This is a genomic window from Erythrobacter mangrovi (assembly GCF_013260645.1).
Classification (GTDB): domain Bacteria; phylum Pseudomonadota; class Alphaproteobacteria; order Sphingomonadales; family Sphingomonadaceae; genus Qipengyuania; species Qipengyuania mangrovi.
In genome coordinates this window covers 1,092,940-1,110,928 of sequence record NZ_CP053921.1, presented here as the reverse complement: position 1 = coordinate 1,110,928, position 17,989 = coordinate 1,092,940, and the positions used below count along the sequence as shown (strand labels likewise).

Below are 17,989 nucleotides of genomic sequence, written 5' to 3'. Positions count from 1 at the left end.
TTGGAAGGGCAGGCCACCCAAGCAACGACACCGAAGGTTCCACACCGCGCTCCGCTCCATGGATCGCGGTACGGTCTCTTGGTGACGCTGCAGCCCCTCAGCGGCCGCGCCCGGACGAAAGGATGGATTGCATGGCAAGCCAGGCGAATGCCTTCGACGTTGGCGATTACGTTGTTTACCCCAAGCACGGCGTGGGACGCGTCGTGGAGCTGCAAAGCGAAGAAATCGCAGGCATGCAGCTCGATCTCTACGTCCTCCGTTTCGAGAAGGAGCGCATGACGCTCCGCGTTCCCGTCAACAAGGTTGAATCGATTGGCATGCGTAAGCTGTCGAGCGACAAGACGCTGAAGGAAGCGATGGAAACGCTCAAGGGCAAGCCCAAGGTCAAGCGTACCATGTGGTCGCGCCGCGCGCAGGAATACGAAGCCAAGATCAATTCGGGCGACCTCGTGTCGATCGCCGAGGTGACCCGCGACCTGTTCCGCCCCGAAGACCAGCCAGAACAGAGCTATTCGGAACGCCAGATCTTCGAAGCGGCTTCGAGCCGCCTGGCCCGCGAACTGGCGGCGATGGAGAAGACCGACGAGCCGACCGCGCTCGGCAAGATCCTCGACGTGCTGCGCGAACACGCGCCGCAGTATTACGAGAACACCGAAGAGGCCTGATCGACCGGCGCCTTCCCAGCTTCGACGAAAATAGCGTTTGGGGCCGCTCCGCAAGGGGCGGCCCCTTTCGTTTGGCTTGAATGCTGGCACTCGCTGTATTATAACGGCAACACGGACTATCGGCATACAAGGAACTGCTTCGATGATGATCCACAAGATACTCAAAGGCCTCGCCCCGGTCGCCGCGCTCGCTGGCGCTGTCCTGGTTTCGGGTTGCGACGGCATGCAAGTGCGCATCGGTGACGAAGACGCCGTGCCGCTGTCCGAACTCGACATGAGCGGAAAGGCGCCGACCGAACTGGTGCTCGCCAGCCCCGACCGGGTCATAGTCAGCGACGGGGATACCCTCGATATCGATGTCTCAGGCGATCAGGACGCTGTAGACGCGCTGCGCTTCTCGCTGGATGGCGACACGCTGGGCATCGTTCGCGGCAAGGATGGCTGGAAGGACAAGGGCACCGCTACGATCCGCGTGACGCTGCCCGGCCTCACCGGGATCGTACTTGCCGGATCAGGCTCAATCGAGGCCGCCTCGCTATCTGGCAAGGCAGACGTAACCATTGCCGGATCGGGCAAGGCAAGCGTTGCCAAGGTCACCGCCGAAGCGCTCGACTTGACGATCGCCGGATCGGGCGATTTCGAGGCCTCGGGCAGCGCCGACAAGCTCGACATGACCGTGGCCGGCTCGGGTCGAGCACGCATGGCGGGGCTCAAGGTGGATACCGCCGACATTTCGGTCGCCGGTTCGGGCGACACCGAGTTTTCTTCCGACGGCACGGTTGATGCGAGCATCATGGGATCGGGCACCGTGACCGTCCATGGCCGCGCCAATTGCACCGTCAGCGCCATGGGTTCGGGCAAGCTCAACTGCAAGTCTGCACAGGGCACAACTGAGGCTCCTGTGGCTACGGAGGCTCCCGAACCCCCTACTGCACCGGAGGCCCCGGAGGCACCTGAAGCCTGAGTTCATCGACGGCTCACAACAATCCAGCTAGGCGGCGCATGGAAGGAATTGCCATGCGCCGCCTAGTCTTATCTGCCTCCCTACCTGCAGCCCTGCTTCTACAGGGCTGTATCGCGAAGGCGGCTTATGATGTGGCGACCGCGCCAGTCCGTGTCGCCAGCAAGGGAGTTGACCTCGCAACGACAAGCCAATCGGAAGCGGACCAGAAGCGCGGACGAGAGATCCGCCAGCGCGAAGCGCGGCTCGCCAAGCTCCAACGGCAATACGAAAAGCAGCTCGACGAATGCCAGGAAGGCAACCGCCGCGCCTGCGACAATGCAGTGACAACCTATGCCGAAATCCAGCAGATCCTGCCGACAATACCGGTGGAGCCCGTCGAGCGCTGATCAAGCAGGCGGCGTCGCTGCGCGGCGCAACCTGTCGTTGATCGCAATGCCGATACCGCTCTCTGGAACCGGTGCGACCGCGATGCGTGGCTTTTCCGACCGCGCCCCCTCATGCAGGCAGGCATAGAGCCGTGACGCCGCCTCGTTGAGATTGCCGGAAGCGGAAAGTGTACAGTCGCCGCGCACGGCACCGAAACCGATCACGAAGTCGTCTGGCGCAACTTCCGACACATTGAGGCGAACGGGTTTCCCGGGGGCATAGTGGCTGGCCAGCTGGCCGGGCGCTTCGATCCCGGATCCGCGAGAGATTTGCCCCAGATTGATAGGACCTGGGCGCAGGACTTCAATCGACCCATCCGCACGGACCGCGGCGATCGTCGACTCTACGCCAGCCCGACATGCGCCGCCATCGATGACGGCCTCGATCCGCCCGTCGAGTGAAGCAAGGACATGTGCTGCGGTAGTGGGACTGATAAAGCCGCTGCGATTGGCCGAGGGTGCCGCGAGGGGAAAATCGACAGCTTCCAATAGCGAACACATAACGGGATGATCAGGCATGCGCAGTGCCACCGTATCGAGCCCGGCGGTCACCGCTTCTGCCAGTGTGGCGTCGCGACGGCGAGGAAGAACAAGGGTCAGCGGCCCCGGCCAATGCGTCGCGGCGAGGTGCTCTGCCTCAGGCGAAAGCTCGGCCAGGCGCCGAGCCTGGTCCAGCGTCGCAACATGCACGATGAGCGGGTTGAAACTTGGTCGTCCCTTGGCTTCGTAGATTCGTGCCACAGCGGCGCCACTATCGGCGCGGGCAGCTAGGCCATAGACAGTCTCCGTCGGCACCGCGACAAGCCCACCGGCCCGCAAAATCTTCGCCGCATGTGCGATTCCCTCAGCATCTGGCTGGAGCATTTCCGTAGCGTATTTGCGGCTCATGCCTGCGCGCTATATCTGGACGTGCGCAAAGCCAAGAGGAATGCCTGTGACCTACGCCGCCGCTACCCAAGACCAACTGCTCGCCATCCGTGTCAACGCGGGTATTGGCGATCTTGCCCAAAGCGCCCGCTTCGCCTCAGCAGAGCCCGACATGGTCGAAGCGATCGTCGAAGGTATTGGCCAGTTCGCGGCGGGCGAGTGGGCGCCGCTCAATCGGCTAGGCGATCTGGAGGGCTCGAAACTGGCCAATGGCGTGGTACGTCTGCCTGAGGGCTTTGCGGAGGCCTACCAGGCCTATGTGGAGCAGGGCTGGAATGCGATTGCCGGACCTGTCGACTTCGGCGGCCAGGGCCTGCCGTTCACGCTGGCCTGCAATGTGCTCGAAAACCTCGGCACGGCGAACATGGCCTTCAATCTCCTGCCCATGCTCAGTGTCGGTGCAATCGAGGCGCTTGAGCACCATGGGGCGCCGGAACTTCAGCAGAAATACCTGCCCAAGCTGGTGAGTGGCGAATGGTCGGGAACGATGAACCTGACCGAGCCGCAGGCGGGTTCGGACCTCGGCGCACTGCGCTCGACCGCCGTGCCCATTGCCGAGGGCGAGCATGCCGGCAAGTACCGCATCACCGGCACGAAGATCTTCATAACCTGGGGCGAACACGAACTGTCGCGAAACATCATACACCTAGTGCTTGCGCGGCTCCCCGACGCGCCGGAGGGGAGCCGGGGAATCTCGCTGTTCATCGTCCCCAAGTATCATGTGAACACCGACGGTTCACTCGGTTCGAGGAACGACCTTCGCTGTGTCAGTATCGAACACAAGCTCGGTATCAACGCGTCGCCGACCTGCGTGATGAGCTACGGCGACAATGGCGAATGCATCGGCGAGCTGGTCGGTGTGCCAAACCGCGGACTCGCGGCGATGTTCACGATGATGAACAATGCGCGCATCAATGTCGGAAACCAGGGAGTTCAGATCGGCGAACGCGCGACCCAGCAAGCCTTGACCTATGCCCGGGACCGGATTCAGTCCGCGCGGGCCGGATCGCCCGGTCGTGCTCCGGTGGCAATCATTGAACATCCGGATGTCCGCCGGATGCTGCTGCGCATGAAAGCGCTGACCGAAGGAGCCCGCGCGCTGCTCTATTACACCGCTGGTCAGGTGGACCGCGGGACACTCGGCGATACTGGCGCCGCGGCGCGCGCCGAGGTTCTCACCCCACTTATCAAGGCCTGGGGTACGGATGTGGGGATCGAGGTCGCCAGCCTTGGCGTGCAGATCCATGGCGGCATGGGCTTTATCGAGGAAACCGGTGCAGCCCAGCATTGGCGCGATTCGCGGATTGCACCGATCTACGAAGGGACCAACGGCATCCAAGCAGCCGACCTCGTGACGCGGAAGCTGGGTCTTGAGGATGGGCAAGCGCTGCTTGGCCTAATTGCCGATATCTTGCGCGATGGCGGGGACGAGCCGAGCTTGGCGGCGCTGGCCCAGGATTGCACCGCAGTGGCCGACTGGCTCCGATCGGATGCCAGTCTGGATGATCGCCTGGCAGGCTCCGTGCCGTTCTGCACCATGCTCGCCGTGGCGGTCGCTGGATGGCAGATGTTGCGCCAGCTCCGTGCGGTCGAAGCCGAAGATAACCCTGCGAACGCCGCGGCGAAGCGTGCCAGCGTCCGCTTCTTCCTCGACCGGATCGTACCAGAGGCTACGGGCCTGCGCGCCTCGGCAATTGCCGGAGCAGCTGACCTCTACGCGCTCGACACGGCCCAGCTAGCGGGCTGAGAAGTCGCGCGGCGCGACTTACTCAGCCGTAACGCTACGTGCAAAATCATCGGCACCGAAGGTCGCGGACTGCCCGCGAAGCTCCCGCTGCGGCGGGAGACGCTTGCCCGTGATACGCGCAATGCCTGCCTGTGGCTTGGCACCTGGTGCAATCACCCGCCAGATAATGCCGGCCGTATCATCGCTCACTAGCAAGGCGCCATCTCCCGCCCATTCCACCCAGGTCGGCCGCCCGTGGGTCTTGCCATCGCCCGTCAGGAAACCGGAGAGGACCGGAACAGGTTTGCCCATGGGGTTTCCGCGCGCGTCGAAAGCCACGTAGACGACATCGTAGCCCGAAGGCGGTTTGCGGTTCCACGATCCATGCTGAGCGACAAAGGCTCCATTCGCAAACTTGTCGCCCAAGCGGGCGCCTTCCTTGCTGAACACCAGGCCCAGTGCGGCAACATGGGGACCCATGGCATATTCGGGAGTGCGAACGTAGCTGATGAAGGACGGGATGGGGTATTTGACCCGCTTGTCGTAATTGTCGCGCCAATAGACCCATGGCCAGCCATAATGGGCACCGACAGGCACATTGGTAAGATAGTCCGGGACGAGGTCCGACCCGAGCATGTCGCGCTCATTGACGGTAGTCCACAACTCCCCGGACCACGGGCTGAAGTCGAGTCCGTTGGCGTTGCGCAATCCTGCGCCAAAGACCCGCTGCCGACCGGTAGCCACGTCGATTTCCCAGATGAGTGCGCGGCCCTCCTCAACTTCGAGCCCGCGCTCGGCGATATTGCTGGCCGAACCGACTGCGGCATAGAGCTTGGTCCCATCGGGATTCAGCGCCAGGTTGCGCATCCAGTGATTACCGCCGGGCGCCAGATCGGCGATCTTTCGGGCTGCTCCAGAAACCTTGGCCGCACCGAGTTCGTAGGGATAAGCCAGTACGGCATTATGGTTGGCCACATAGAGCACGCCATCGCCCCATGCGAGGCCAGAGGGAGAGTCCAGCCCGTCGAGCAGGACCTGCTTCACATCCGCCTTCCCGTCGTTGTCGGTGTCGCGCAGGAGCAGCACCTGGTTGGGCGAGGGACCGGTTGCCCCAGCCTTTGCCATGAGCCTTTCGGCGATCCAGGCCTCGAAACCGCTACCCTTTTCTTGGGGTGCGCGGCTTAGGGCCACCAGGATATCGCCGTTGGGCAGCGCCTGCAGCGTACGTGGGTGCTCAAGCCCGTCCGCGAAGCGGGAGACGACGAGACCCTCGGCCGCGATCGGGGTTTCATCCGCGCCCCAACCAATAGGGTCCGCGATGGCCACCGTCGGGATCGCTTCTTCGGAAGGCTCCTCGAGCTGCGGCTCAGTGCCAGTGACTTCGGCCCAGGGCATCGTCGCCGTATCGCCGCGGGTGATGAACCATAGGCCCGCGGCAATGACCAACAGGGCGATGACAAGGCCGATGCCGACTTTCTTGAGAGTGCTCATGACTCATCGGATAGGCGAGACCTCTGGAGGCGGCAATGGGGGTTGCAGCAGGCTCCGGCCGCACTAGATCGGCGCGATGTATGATTTTCGCCCTGCGCCGGATTGCCCCAAGCCCGAAGCATATCGCCAGCTGATCGACGCGGCATCGGCCCTCACCGATGGTGAACCCGATGCGGTAGCCAATATGGCCAACATTGCCGCTTTGCTGTGGGACTTCCTTCCCGATCTCAACTGGGCAGGCTTCTACCGGATGGTGGGGGGTGAACTGGTGCTGGGTCCATTCTGCGGTCGCCCGGCTTGCATCCGGATCCCTCCGGGCAAGGGCGTTTGCGGCGTGGCCGCCAGCGAAGGCCTGACCCAGCTGGTAGAAGATGTGCACGCCTTTCCTGGGCACATCGCCTGCGATTCGGTGACCAATTCGGAACTGGTGGTACCGATCATCCGCAACGATGTAGTCGTTGCGGTGATCGATCTGGATAGCCCGAAGCCAGCGCGGTTCGATGAGGAAGACCAAGCGGGCATCGAGGCATTGGCTGCCTTGCTGGCGAATCGCATCTAGAGCCGGCTGACCCGCTGCGGGGCAGGCCCACGGGCACAATTTTGTCGGATCAAACGGCGGTGTTAACACTGGGCCACGATCGATCCGCCCACGGGACTGGGATTCGTCGCAGGAGTCGGCCCATGCAATTGCGATCCCGCTTAAGCATCGCTTCCTTCATGCTGGCAATGATACCGGGTGTCGCTTTGGCGCAGGATCCGATCGACTACGCATCCGGCGAATACCAATTTCGCCGATGAGCAGAGCGAAGTCGATCAGATTGAGGGTACGGCAGAGCCCGGTGAAGAGAGTGTGGCGACACGCGCAATTCCCTCACGACTGGATGGGACAGTCATCTTTGTTTCAGAGCCGGTAGTGCAAACAATCCCGTCGGTGGAACCAGACGATTATGCCTACACGGCCTGTGAGGTCGAGACTGCGATGGAGTATGGCGGCACGGTGCCGGGATGGCCCCCGCCTGAAGGAACGCGGCCGCACCAGGACCCGGCGGTTCATAGGATTGTGCGCAGGGTTGAGTATGCAACTGTTCCCGAAGGGTCAGTGTTCTACGCGTATCCTGCTATTTACGGTCACCCTGCCGCACCGGGTGGTGCTTCGCGAGTGATCCACCGCAGTAGCAGGGCCGCAGCGGCCAATATATCTATATCTATCAAGGTGATGAGCCCGTTTTATCGCCGGGTGGGCGGCTGGTGCAGTTTGATCGCGCTGGCTGGCTCGCGGAGTGTAGCCGACGCTTGAGCCCCGAAGTCGTCGAAGAAGACGAGTCCGCAGCCGTCGATGCCAGCTACGAAGTTCGGGCAACGTGCGAAGACTATCTCGATAGTTACATGGAAAGCGCCCGCAGTGGGGCGTTCCACGCGCAGTATTCGGACAGTGGGCAATACATGCTCGTGCCGGTGATGGTCATGGTGCCGCAGCGCGCAGTTTACCGTGAAGACATTGCAGTCGATCGATAAACCGGTCGGACCACAAGAGCTGTCGTAAATAACTGATAATTATTAGATATCTCCGCCCGTCAGGCGTTGGCAGATCAGGTCGAGCTGGTCGAGAGTGCGATAGCGTATCGTGACCGTACCAGTGTTGGGCGATGCTTCGATCTTGATGCGCACCTGCATCCCCAAAAACTCTTCGAGATGGCCCTGAACCGCCGTGATGTCCGCGTCCTCGGTTGCCCCGTGCGGTGACGGTCTCTTCGCCTTTCTTTCACCGGCTTTTGACGGTGCGCGAGAGAGTTTTTCGATCTCACGGACCGAGAGCTTCTCGCTAACCGCCCGTCGGGCGAGCGCAGACGCATCCTCGCGTCCGATCAAGGCGCGTGCGTGTCCCATCGACAACGACCCCTCGGCCAGGAAGGCAAGTACGTCGTCCGGCAAGGCAAGCAGGCGCTGGAAGTTGGCGACATGGCTACGCGACTTGTCGACCAGCTTGGCGATCTCCGCCTGGGTCATCCCCTCGTCGTCTGCAAGCTTTTGATATGCGCGGGCTTCTTCCAGGGGATTGAGATCTTCGCGCTGGAGGTTCTCGATCAGCGCCAGTGCCATTACCTCGCGCTGTTCAAGCTCCCGCACCAGGGCTGGAATCTCATGCAGCCGCGCGCGCTGGGCTGCACGCCAGCGGCGTTCACCCGCGACCAGCTGGTAGCGCCCGCCATCCAGCGGACGGACAATGATCGGCTGGATCACCCCGCGTGCCGCGATGGAGGAGGCCAGTTCATCGAGTGCCTCCTCGTTAAAGTGGGTCCGCGGCTGCCCCGGCAGCGGCTCGATCCGGGCAACCGGGATCGATGCGAGGCCGCTGGTTATAGCGGTGGCGGACTTCGGCTCGGTTGCCTCCCCCTGGTCAGAATCGTCAGTAGCTTCCCGGCGGACCAGTGGCTCTTCGCGACGCGTCTCTCCGAGCAGCGCACCGAGCCCACGGCCGAGCTTCTTCTTGCGATCGATCGGACGGGCGGCGGGCGTGGTCTCGCTCATGCGGCTTTCCTTGTTTCGGGCAGGCGACCAATCAATTCTCGAGCCAAGCCAATATAGGCGCGGCTACCCGGACACTGGTGGTCGTAAACCAGAGCGGGCATGCCGTGGCTCGGCGCCTCCGAGAGGCGAACATTGCGCGGTATGACATTCTCGAACACCAATCCGCCCAGGCAATCGCGTACGTCGTCGGCGACCTGATCGGTTAGACGGTTACGGCGATCGAACATGGTCAGGACGACCCCCACGATACCAAGATCGGGGTTGAAACCCTGCTGGATACGCTCGACGGTCTGGAGCAGCTGGCTAAGGCCCTCGAGGGCGAAGAACTCGCACTGCAACGGCACAAGCAATGTGTCCGCCGCACATAGTGCATTGAGCGTCAGCAACCCCAGTGAAGGCGGGCAGTCGATGAAACAGACTTCGTAGGCGTGCGCATGCTGCGCCAATGCCTGTGTCAACCGACCCGTGCGATCCTCTACCGAAACCAGTTCAACTTCGGCGCCGGACAGGTCTTGCGTCGCCGGGACGATGTCGAGACCGGGAATGTCTGTTGGCAAAACACATTCGGGTAGCGTCGCCTGCTCGAGCAGGAGGTCGTAGCTGGTGTTTTCGCGCGCGGCCGCCTCGATTCCGAGGCCGGTCGAGGCGTTTCCCTGGGGATCGAGGTCGATCAGCAGCGTCTTCCACCCGGTCGCGGCCATCGCCGTCGCAATATTGATCGCCGTGGTGGTCTTGCCCACCCCGCCCTTCTGGTTCGCGATCGCGATGGTGATCATGCCGTTTCCTTCCATTGGCCGCAGCCAATTACGATTCCTGCCTCGGGATCGGTGAGCGAGTGTTCCACGTGAAACATTTGCCGTAGTGATTCTGTGAGGCCCTGCACTTCTTGCTCTGCCGAACGCCCCTTGGGCAACAGCCACCGGGTGTCGCTTGTGGAGAAGCGTGCGGATAAGCGGAGCAAACGATCGAGTGGAGCGAAGGCCCGCGCGGAGATCACCCGGGCAGGAAAGGACTCGACCAATTCGAGTCGCCTACCTTCGATCCGGCACTCACCGAGCCCAAGCAGCTGCACACAGTGGGCCAGCCACTCGATGCGCCGCTTGCGTGATTCCACCAGAATTACAGGAAGTTCCGGACGCATTGCGGCGATGACAAGCCCTGGAAAGCCCGCTCCGCTACCCAGGTCAAGCCAAGGGCCCACACCGAGATCGTCCCGGTTCAGGAGTTGCGCGGAATCGGCGATGTGCCTCTGCCACACCATGGACAGAGAATTTCGCGCAACCAGGTTCTGGCGTTCGTTCTCTTCGCCCAGCGCCGTGACGAGACGCTCGAGGCGCACCATCGCGCGCCCATCGCAGAGCCCGGCGACATAGGCACGCGCCTGTTCTTCGGTTTCGATCATGCGGCCAGCTGACCCACCCTACGGGCGTGTACCAACAGCGCCGCCAAAGCTGCCGGTGTAACCCCCTGGACCCGCGAGGCCGCAGCCATATCTGCAGGGCGCGCCAGGGAAAGCCGTTCGACCATTTCGTTCGAAAGTCCCGGGACGTCGCGATAGGGAAAGTCCGCCGGCAGGCGGAGAGCCTCGCTTGCCCGCAAATCGCTCAATTCCGCCTGCTGTCGCGCCAGATAGGGAGCATAGAAGGCGTCCTCCGCCATTTCCACCGCGAGCTCGTCGAAGGGATCGATCGCATCGAATATTGTCGCCAGTCCGTTGAGGTCGACATGGCCAGCCGACAACCAATCACGAACGGGCCGTGCCCCAGCATCGCGTTTCACGTGGAACCCTGCCTCAGCCAGTTCGCGCGCATGGAGGGGACCATCGAACACTACGTCCAGCCTTGCCCGCCGCGCTGTCCTGCATTCGAACCACGTGCGACGCTCTTCGCCGATCAGGCCAGCCAACATGCCAAGCGGGGTCAGGCGCGTGTCGGCATTGCTAGCCCGCAGGCGAAGCCGATACTCCGCTCGCGCGGTGAGCATACGATAGGGTTCGGTGATCCCATGCAGTGTCAGATCGTCCACCATCACCGCCAGATAGGAATTGGCCCGGTCGAGGGCGGCCGGTTCCTTACCGAGGACCTGGGCGGCGGCCTGCATCCCAGCAACCAGTCCTTGGGCGGCCGCTTCTTCGTAACCGGTGGTGCCGTTGATCTGTCCCGCGCAATATAGCCCTGGAATTGCGTGGAGCTCGAGGCCCGAACTTAGCGCGCGAGGATCAACATGGTCGTACTCGACTGCGTAGCCAGGAACGACTATCTCGACCTTCTCCAAGCCTGTCATGCTCCGCAGCATTGCCAGCTGGACGTCTGCAGGAAGCGAAGTCGATATGCCGTTGGGATAGACCAGATGCGTATCGAGTCCCTCAGGCTCGAGGAAGACCTGATGCCCATCGCGATCGCCGAAGCGATGGATCTTGTCTTCGATCGACGGGCAATAGCGCGGACCAGCAGCGCCAATAGCACCCGAGAACAGTGGTGAGCGATCGAGATTGGCGCGAATGATGTCATGCGCACGAGCATTGGTCCGCGTGACCGCACAGAAGACCTGCGGGTTAATCCGACCCTGCGTCAGTGAGGACATGGTCCACGCTTCGTGATCGGAAGCCTGCTCCTCGAGTACACCCCAGTCGATCGTGCGCCCGTCGAGCCTGGGTGGGGTCCCCGTCTTGAGGCGCCCCATCGGCAGGTCCGCTGCACGCAACTGCTTGGCCAGTCGATGTGCGGCATTCTCGCCCACCCGCCCACCGATGAAGCGCTCCTCTCCGCGAAACAGCACGCCCCCAAGAAAAGTGCCAGTGCACAAGATCACTGCTTGTGCCGAAAGCTGGGTTCCATCGGCCAGTTCCACACCAGCCGCGCGCTGCCCCGAGAAGCGCAGAGCGGCCACCTCCCCCGCGATCAATGAGAGGCCGTCCTGAGCAGCGATCATCGACTGCACAGCCGCTTTGAACAGGCGCCGGTCCGCCTGGACCCTGGGGCCCCATACGGCACTACCCTTCGATCGGTTGAGCATGCGATAGTGAATCGCGGCCGCGTCGGCCGCGCGACCGATAATGCCATCGAGCGCATCCACCTCGCGAACAAGGTGACCCTTGCCCAAACCACCAATGGCTGGATTGCAGCTCATCGCCCCGATGGCATCGAGGTCGAAACTCACCAGCGCTGTCCGCGCGCCCATCCGCGCGGCGGCGCAAGCCGCCTCGACGCCGGCGTGTCCGCCGCCGACTACGAGGATGTCGAAATCATGCATAAGCGGGCCTCTAACGTCGCGACGCCGGAAATCAAAGCACAGTGTGTTCCACGTGAAACATCATTTGCCGATGCAGAAGCGACCAAACAACGCATCGAGCATCTCTTCGGTCGAGTTTCTTCCGCTCAAAGCGTCGAACGCAGCACGTGCAGCCCGCAGCTCTTCCGCAACCAGCAAGGGGTCCCGGATCTCGCCCGCCCGCTTGAGACACTCTAGCGCCTGAGTCGCCACCGCCTTTTGCCGCCGGTTGAACGCGATATTGCCACGCGGCGGCAAAGCCACCTTGCCCAGCCGAATTATCTCTTCGACCAAGACTGGAAGACCTTCCCCAGTAACTGCGGAAACCCGAAAGGCACCATCGACCTCAGCCATCCCCAGATCGCATTTGGTTTGCACCAGGATCGATCCTTCAGGGCGGTCCTCAGGGTCTCCAAGCCACAGCACAATCTGTGCCCGAACCAGCTGCTCGCGCGCCCGCTCAATCCCGATTGCCTCGATCTCTCCCGCACCTGCCTCACGCAAACCCGCCGTGTCGACGAGGGTGAAGGGTACGCCATCCAGCGAAACCGGTCGCTCGATCACATCCCTGGTTGTGCCCGCTTCAGCCGAGACAATCGCCACGCCTTCTTCAAGTAATGCATTGAAAAGAGATGATTTCCCGGCATTCGGCGGTCCAGCGAATACCACGCGTATCCCCTCACGCAAGCGATCGGCCGATGGGCGCGCCAGAACGCGCTCCACCGTGCCAGCGACAAAGGCAACCGACTCCCCAAAATCGCCAGGAAGCTCACCCACATCATCCTCGTCGCCAAAATCGATCGCAGCCTCGACCTCGGCTGACAAACCCAGGACCAACTCGCGCCAGATCTCGATTCGCTTTGACAGCGCACCACCAGCGGCAACCAATGCTCCAAGCCGTTGCCACTCGGTCTCTGCCGCCAGCAGATCAGCCAATCCTTCGGCTTCGGTGAGATCAATCCGTCCGTTCATAAAGGCCCGACGGGTAAATTCGCCTGGCTGTGCCTCGCGTAGGCCGGGCATCGCCTCGAGCGCCCCCAGAACCGCCGCAACGACCGCCCTGCCCCCATGGCAATGCAGTTCCACCAGGTCCTCGCCTGTGGCAGTGGCGGGCCCGGGAAACCATGTCACGAGCGCCTTGTCGAGAAAGCCACCCAGGCGACTGTGCAGCACCCGCAAGGACGGGCGTCGCGCGGGCGGGCAAGGCCCTGAAAGTGCAGACAGCGTCGATTCCGCTTCCGGCCCACTGATCCGGATAACCGCAATCCCAGCCGGCGGCGCGCCGCTCGACAGGGCAAAAATCGTATCAATCATTGTCTCAGGCCGGTTCAGTCCTCGTCGGGGGGCTTGCCACGGCCCGAACCGCTGCGGGCGGCGTTGGCACCCTCCATGAAGCTCTGGAACAGCTTGAAGCCCGCCTGCCCCATCGGAGCGAGCTGCTTGGCATATTCCTGTAGCTGGTCGGTATTCGACACGCCCTTCATGGCCTTGGCCATCATGTCGACATAGATATCATTAGCTTTGCCGACATCGGGCAGGCCCATGAAGGTCCGCGCCTCCTCGGGCGTGCAGTCGATTTCGATATGGACCTTCATGGCGCTTCCTCCGTTGTGGCGCTGTACGCCTTATCTGGGTTTGCCAAAGCTTCGCCGCAAGCGCTAGGCCCCGCAGCGCAACAGGAGATCGACTCTATGACCGAGACCGCCACAATTCCCACCCTCTCGGGTCAGGATAGCTTCACAGCCTACGTTGCACGCCCGTCAGGCGCGCCCAGGGCCGCGATAATCGTGATCCAGGAGATCTTCGGCGTGAATGCCGGAATCCGCCGCAAATGCGACAGGCTGGCCGAAGAGGGCTATCTTACAGTTGCACCAGACCTGTTCTGGCGGCTTGAACCCGGGGTCGAGCTCGATCCCGATGTCGAACCCGAGTTCCAGCGTGCACTCACCCTCATGGGTCAGTTCAACCAGGACCAGGGCATCCGCGACATCGAGGCGACCATCCACCACATTCGCCGAACCGAGGGTGTGCCCAAGGTCGGTTGCGTCGGCTACTGCCTTGGCGGGCGACTGGCCTATATGACCGCCGCGCGGACCGATATCGACGCGTCCGTCGGCTATTACGGGGTCGGTATCGATGGATTGCTGGGCGAGAAGCACGCGATCGCCCACCCGTTGATGCTGCACATCCCGACCGAGGACGGCTTCGTCGACAAGGTCACACAGCAAGCCATGCACGCAGGCCTGGACGACCACCCAAAGGTTACCCTGCACGACTACGAAGGGCTCGATCACGGCTTCGCCACCGAGTTCGGCAAGCGTCGCGCCGAGGAAGCCGCGCAACTCGCGGATCAGCGAACATCGACATTCTTCGCCCAGCACCTTGGCTGAAGCGGGCTGGACCAGCCCTTCAATTCGCGCCATCGTTCCAGCTCAAACGAGGAGAGAGATTCTATGTCCGCACGTGAGGGCCTGAAGCGCTGGCACGAAGTGATCGAAGCGGGCAGCTCGCCCGCAGCACTTTCGGCGATCATCCACCCCGATGCAGTGTTCCACTCACCGGTGGTGCACACCCCCCAGGTCGGCCGCCCGATTGTCGTCGCCTACCTCTCCGCTGCGGGGCAGACGCTGGGCAACGACAGCTTCGAATATGTCCGCGAGCTGGTCGACGGCGAAAACGCGATGATCGAGTTCCAGACCACCATGGATGGGATCCACGTCAACGGCATCGACCTGATCCGCTTCGATCAGGATGGCAAGATCGTCGATTTCAAGGTCATGGTTCGGCCGCTCAAGGCGGTGAACAAGGTATGGGAGCAGATGGCCGCCCAGCTGGAGCGGCAGAAAGCCGGCTGACCCACCCGCCTCCAATGCAAGAAGGGCCGCTTCCTCATTCGGGAAGCGGCCCTTTTGCTTACTGGTTCATATTCGCGAAGAAGTCTTCGTTGGTCTTGGAATCCTTCATCTTGTCGAGAAGGAATTCCATCGCGTCGACCGTGCCCATCTGCATGAGGATCCGGCGCAAGACCCACATCTTGGAGAGCTTGTCCTTCTCGACCAGCAGCTCTTCCTTGCGGGTACCGCTCTTGCCCACATCGAGCGCGGGGAAGATGCGCTTGTCGGCGACCTTGCGATCGAGCACGATTTCCGAGTTACCGGTGCCCTTGAACTCTTCGAAGATGACTTCGTCCATGCGGCTGCCGGTATCGATCAGCGCGGTGGCGATGATCGAGAGCGAACCGCCCTCTTCGATGTTGCGCGCGGCACCGAAAAAGCGCTTCGGGCGCTGCAACGCATTGGCATCGACACCGCCGGTCAGGACCTTGCCCGAGCTCGGCACCACGGTGTTGTAGGCACGGCCGAGGCGGGTGATCGAGTCGAGCAGGATGACCACGTCATGCTTGTGTTCGACCAGGCGTTTGGCCTTCTCGATCACCATTTCGGCGACTTGGACGTGGCGGTTGGCCGGCTCGTCGAAGGTCGATGAAATCACTTCACCCTTCACGCTGCGCTGCATGTCCGTGACTTCTTCCGGGCGCTCGTCGACGAGCAGCACCAGCAGGAACACCTCGGGGTGGTTGTCGGTGATCGCCTTGGCGATGTTCTGCAGCAGCACGGTCTTGCCCGTGCGCGGCGGCGCCACGATCAGCGCGCGCTGGCCCTTACCCTGCGGCGAGATGATGTCGATCACGCGCGCCGACTTGTCCTTCACCGTCGGATCGACCGTGTCGAGCGTCAGCTTCGAATCGGGGTAGAGTGGTGTGAGGTTGTCGAAATTCGTGCGGTGGCGCACGGCATCGGGATCGTCGAAGTTGACCGTCTTGAGACTGGTCAGCGCAAAGTAGCGTTCGCCTTCGCGCGGCGCGCGGATCTCGCCCTCGACCGTATCGCCGGTACGCAGGCCCCATTTGCGGACCTGGTTGGGCGAAACGTAGATATCGTCGGGGCCGGCGAGGTAGTTCGCCTCGGGGCTGCGGAGGAAGCCGAAACCGTCCTGCAGCACCTCGATCGTGCCGATCCCCATGATCGGTTCGTCGTATTCCTCGTCCTCGGCCAGTTCGCGCAGGATGCAGAACATGAGGTCCTGCCGGCGCATCGTCGAAGCGCCTTCGACCCCGAGTTCTTCGGCCATCGAGACCAGTTCGGCTGGGGGTTTTGCTTTCAAATCTTTGAGATGCATAGAAATTCTCTGAGTATTCTGGTTGATGGCCGGCAGGTCGTATGGGCTTGGAGAAAGCGGACCTGGCCCCATCTGGATGCGGGACCTCTAGCCGGTCGGTGATGTGCAATTACGACCGCGCCCGATGTGCGTCAATCGACAATCCAATGATCCGTGATTCGCCCGACACAGCGCGGGTCAGAAGGGTTTGACCACCACCAGGATCACGATGACGGCAAGCGCGATGCCGGGAAATTCGCCCCACATGCGCAATTGCTTCTCGGTCAACGGCCGTTCGCCGGCAACCATCTTCTTCGATTGGGCCACCATGTAACCATGGAACCCGCTGAGGGCGGCGACGAACAGCAATTTGGCATGGAACCAGCCCTGGCTCCATGCTCCGATATGCCATGCCAGCAGCAAGCCCAGGATCCAGACGACCGCGATGCTTGGCGAAAGGATGACCTTGCGCAGCAGGCCCATCCGCTTGGCCCATGATGCCGCTTCATCGGATCCGGCGGCGGCTGAGTGCAGGTAGATCATCTGGCGCGGGAGCATGAACAGCCCCGCCATCCAGAAAACCATGAAAATGATGTGCCCGGCCTTGAGCCAGTAGTAAGTCATGGCGAGGACATCCTGCATCTGCTGGTTATGTAGGATCGCAGCATCCCTGCGTCACCCCTCAAATCCGCGAACAACCGCGATCACTCGCTCGACATGCTCGATCGGGGTGCGCCGGTCGATGCCGTGGCCGAGGTTGAACACGTGAGGACGGTCAGCAAAGCTGCGCAGGATCGCGGTCACACGCCGCTCCAACTCGGGTGAACCGGCCAGCAGTAGCAGTGGATCGAGATTGCCCTGCACAGGCAGGCCTTCGGGCAATTCGCGGGCAACCCAGGCGGGATCCAAAGTTTCGTCGACACCAACCGCCTGTACCCCCGTCTCCCGGGCATAGGCAGGAAGCTTCTCGCCCGAACCCTTGGGAAAACCGATGATCGGTACGTCAGGGTGCTGTTCGCGCAGCGCCGCGACGATCGCGGCATTGGGCGCGATGACCCAACGCTCGAACTCGCACGGCGCAAGGCTTCCTGCCCAGCTGTCAAACAACTGAACTGCTTCGGCCCCTGCAACGATCTGACCCGAAAGGTATTCGATCGACTGCGCCACGATCGCGTCGATGATCGCCTGGAGCGCAGCCGGGTCGCGATAGGCAAGCGCGCGGGCTTCGTGTTGGTCGCGGCTCCCCTCACCGGCCACCATATAGGTCGCCACGGTCCAGGGACTGCCGGCAAAGCCCAGCATGGTCACGCCTTCGGGCAGGCGCTGGCGGCACAGGCGCACCGTCTGGTAGATCGGTTCGTACCGCGAAGGATCGGGCGTGAGGCTTTCCAGCGCTGCTTCGACCAGTCGCGGCGAAAGATGCGGGCCTTCCCCGGCGAGGAACTGCAAGTCCTGGCCCATCGCGTGGGGCACGATCAGGATATCGGAGAACAGGATTGCCCCATCGAACCCGAAGCGATCGATCGGCTGCAGCGTGATCTCGCATGCTGCTTCGCTGTCATAGGCAAGCGCGAGGAACCCGCCCTTCTGCTCCCTCAGCGCGCGATATTCGGGCAGGTATCGACCCGCCTGGCGCATGAGCCAGAGGGGCACATTGGCGCCTCGCTGGCCGTTGAGAGTATCGAGCAGGAGACCGGGCATCGTGCGAGTCCAATCCAAATAATATATATATTGATTAGGTTTGATGGAGTCTGTTGGCCCTGTGGATTTCAGGGATAAAGCGCCCCTGCCCGATTTCTCCCGCGATGCAAAGGGTGCCGGTTGGCCGCGACTC

General features: G+C 62.3%; 19 protein-coding genes. 8 read left to right on the top strand and 11 right to left on the bottom strand.

What is annotated here, in order from left to right; all coding sequences use genetic code 11:
- The first annotated feature begins 131 nt into the window (after window positions 1-131).
- The 3 genes from HQR01_RS05780 to HQR01_RS05770 all read left to right on the top strand — a co-directional run bounded on the left by HQR01_RS05780 (window position 132) and on the right by HQR01_RS05770 (window position 2,015).
- Window positions 132-665 carry a CarD family transcriptional regulator gene (locus tag HQR01_RS05780; protein ID WP_173213381.1) on the top strand — a complete coding sequence of 178 codons (534 nt, stop codon included), beginning with the start codon at window positions 132-134 and terminating at the stop codon, window positions 663-665.
- Window positions 666-807: 142 nt separating this feature from the next.
- Window positions 808-1,629: a head GIN domain-containing protein gene (locus HQR01_RS05775; protein ID WP_234030266.1), complete on the top strand. Its 822-nt coding sequence runs from the start codon at window positions 808-810 to the stop codon at window positions 1,627-1,629.
- Between the two features lie 131 nt (window positions 1,630-1,760).
- A complete protein-coding gene (locus tag HQR01_RS05770) occupies window positions 1,761-2,015 on the top strand; it encodes a hypothetical protein (RefSeq protein WP_325064537.1) in 255 nt (84 codons plus the stop codon).
- Here HQR01_RS05770 and HQR01_RS05765 read toward each other — a convergent pair whose 3' ends face one another.
- Window positions 2,016-2,942 (bottom strand): L-threonylcarbamoyladenylate synthase, encoded by a 927-nt coding sequence (locus HQR01_RS05765; RefSeq protein ID WP_173213377.1) that lies wholly within the window; start codon window positions 2,940-2,942, stop codon window positions 2,016-2,018.
- 46 nt (window positions 2,943-2,988) lie between these two features.
- Between HQR01_RS05765 and HQR01_RS05760 the strand changes: the two genes are divergently transcribed.
- Complete coding sequence (locus HQR01_RS05760) at window positions 2,989-4,728, top strand: acyl-CoA dehydrogenase (protein WP_173213375.1); 1,740 nt, start codon at window positions 2,989-2,991, stop codon at window positions 4,726-4,728.
- Between the two features lie 18 nt (window positions 4,729-4,746).
- On the opposite strand, the gene HQR01_RS05755 is transcribed toward HQR01_RS05760, so the two are convergent.
- Window positions 4,747-6,198 (bottom strand): PQQ-dependent sugar dehydrogenase, encoded by a 1,452-nt coding sequence (locus tag HQR01_RS05755; protein ID WP_173213373.1) that lies wholly within the window; start codon window positions 6,196-6,198, stop codon window positions 4,747-4,749.
- A gap of 76 nt (window positions 6,199-6,274) precedes the next feature.
- On the opposite strand from HQR01_RS05755, the gene HQR01_RS05750 reads away from it, so the two are divergent.
- Both HQR01_RS05750 and HQR01_RS05745 read left to right on the top strand, forming a co-directional pair.
- The gene (locus tag HQR01_RS05750) at window positions 6,275-6,757 is read left to right on the top strand and encodes a GAF domain-containing protein (protein WP_173213371.1); all 483 of its coding nucleotides are present in this window, start codon (window positions 6,275-6,277) and stop codon (window positions 6,755-6,757) included.
- 689 nt (window positions 6,758-7,446) lie between these two features.
- The gene (locus HQR01_RS05745; protein ID WP_173213369.1) at window positions 7,447-7,713 is read left to right on the top strand and encodes a hypothetical protein; all 267 of its coding nucleotides are present in this window, start codon (window positions 7,447-7,449) and stop codon (window positions 7,711-7,713) included.
- A gap of 42 nt (window positions 7,714-7,755) precedes the next feature.
- On the opposite strand, the gene HQR01_RS05740 is transcribed toward HQR01_RS05745, so the two are convergent.
- The 6 genes from HQR01_RS05740 to HQR01_RS05715 are packed head-to-tail and all read right to left on the bottom strand — an operon-like array spanning window position 7,756 to window position 13,592.
- The gene (locus HQR01_RS05740) at window positions 7,756-8,727 is read right to left on the bottom strand and encodes a ParB/RepB/Spo0J family partition protein (RefSeq protein ID WP_173213367.1); all 972 of its coding nucleotides are present in this window, start codon (window positions 8,725-8,727) and stop codon (window positions 7,756-7,758) included.
- Window positions 8,724-9,503 (bottom strand): ParA family protein, encoded by a 780-nt coding sequence (locus tag HQR01_RS05735; RefSeq protein ID WP_173213365.1) that lies wholly within the window; start codon window positions 9,501-9,503, stop codon window positions 8,724-8,726. Before HQR01_RS05735 ends, HQR01_RS05740 begins: the two co-directional genes overlap by 4 nt.
- Window positions 9,500-10,129 carry a 16S rRNA (guanine(527)-N(7))-methyltransferase RsmG gene (rsmG, locus tag HQR01_RS05730; protein ID WP_173213363.1) on the bottom strand — a complete coding sequence of 210 codons (630 nt, stop codon included), beginning with the start codon at window positions 10,127-10,129 and terminating at the stop codon, window positions 9,500-9,502. The genes HQR01_RS05735 and rsmG overlap by 4 nt, the downstream gene beginning before the upstream one ends.
- Window positions 10,126-11,979, bottom strand: coding sequence for a tRNA uridine-5-carboxymethylaminomethyl(34) synthesis enzyme MnmG (gene mnmG / locus HQR01_RS05725; protein WP_173213361.1), 1,854 nt, complete (start codon window positions 11,977-11,979; stop codon window positions 10,126-10,128). The genes rsmG and mnmG overlap by 4 nt, the downstream gene beginning before the upstream one ends.
- Before the next feature lie 60 nt (window positions 11,980-12,039).
- Window positions 12,040-13,311, bottom strand: coding sequence for a tRNA uridine-5-carboxymethylaminomethyl(34) synthesis GTPase MnmE (mnmE, locus tag HQR01_RS05720; RefSeq protein ID WP_173213359.1), 1,272 nt, complete (start codon window positions 13,309-13,311; stop codon window positions 12,040-12,042).
- A gap of 14 nt (window positions 13,312-13,325) precedes the next feature.
- Entirely contained in the window at window positions 13,326-13,592 is a 267-nt protein-coding gene (locus HQR01_RS05715; protein WP_173213358.1) for a DUF6489 family protein, read from the bottom strand.
- 96 nt (window positions 13,593-13,688) lie between these two features.
- Here HQR01_RS05715 and HQR01_RS05710 point away from each other — a divergent pair, with 96 nt between their 5' ends.
- Both HQR01_RS05710 and HQR01_RS05705 read left to right on the top strand, forming a co-directional pair.
- Window positions 13,689-14,387: a dienelactone hydrolase family protein gene (locus HQR01_RS05710; RefSeq protein ID WP_173213356.1), complete on the top strand. Its 699-nt coding sequence runs from the start codon at window positions 13,689-13,691 to the stop codon at window positions 14,385-14,387.
- A gap of 63 nt (window positions 14,388-14,450) precedes the next feature.
- Window positions 14,451-14,852 (top strand): nuclear transport factor 2 family protein, encoded by a 402-nt coding sequence (locus HQR01_RS05705; RefSeq protein WP_173213354.1) that lies wholly within the window; start codon window positions 14,451-14,453, stop codon window positions 14,850-14,852.
- A 58-nt stretch (window positions 14,853-14,910) separates the two neighbouring features.
- Here HQR01_RS05705 and rho read toward each other — a convergent pair whose 3' ends face one another.
- The 3 genes from rho to hemE all read right to left on the bottom strand — a co-directional run bounded on the left by rho (window position 14,911) and on the right by hemE (window position 17,856).
- A complete protein-coding gene (gene rho / locus HQR01_RS05700) occupies window positions 14,911-16,176 on the bottom strand; it encodes a transcription termination factor Rho (protein WP_173213352.1) in 1,266 nt (421 codons plus the stop codon).
- A gap of 177 nt (window positions 16,177-16,353) precedes the next feature.
- Window positions 16,354-16,797: a CopD family protein gene (locus HQR01_RS05695; protein WP_173213350.1), complete on the bottom strand. Its 444-nt coding sequence runs from the start codon at window positions 16,795-16,797 to the stop codon at window positions 16,354-16,356.
- A gap of 33 nt (window positions 16,798-16,830) precedes the next feature.
- Window positions 16,831-17,856, bottom strand: a complete 1,026-nt coding sequence (gene hemE, locus HQR01_RS05690; protein WP_173213348.1) for a uroporphyrinogen decarboxylase — start codon at window positions 17,854-17,856, stop codon at window positions 16,831-16,833.
- Window positions 17,857-17,989 lie beyond the last annotated feature (133 nt).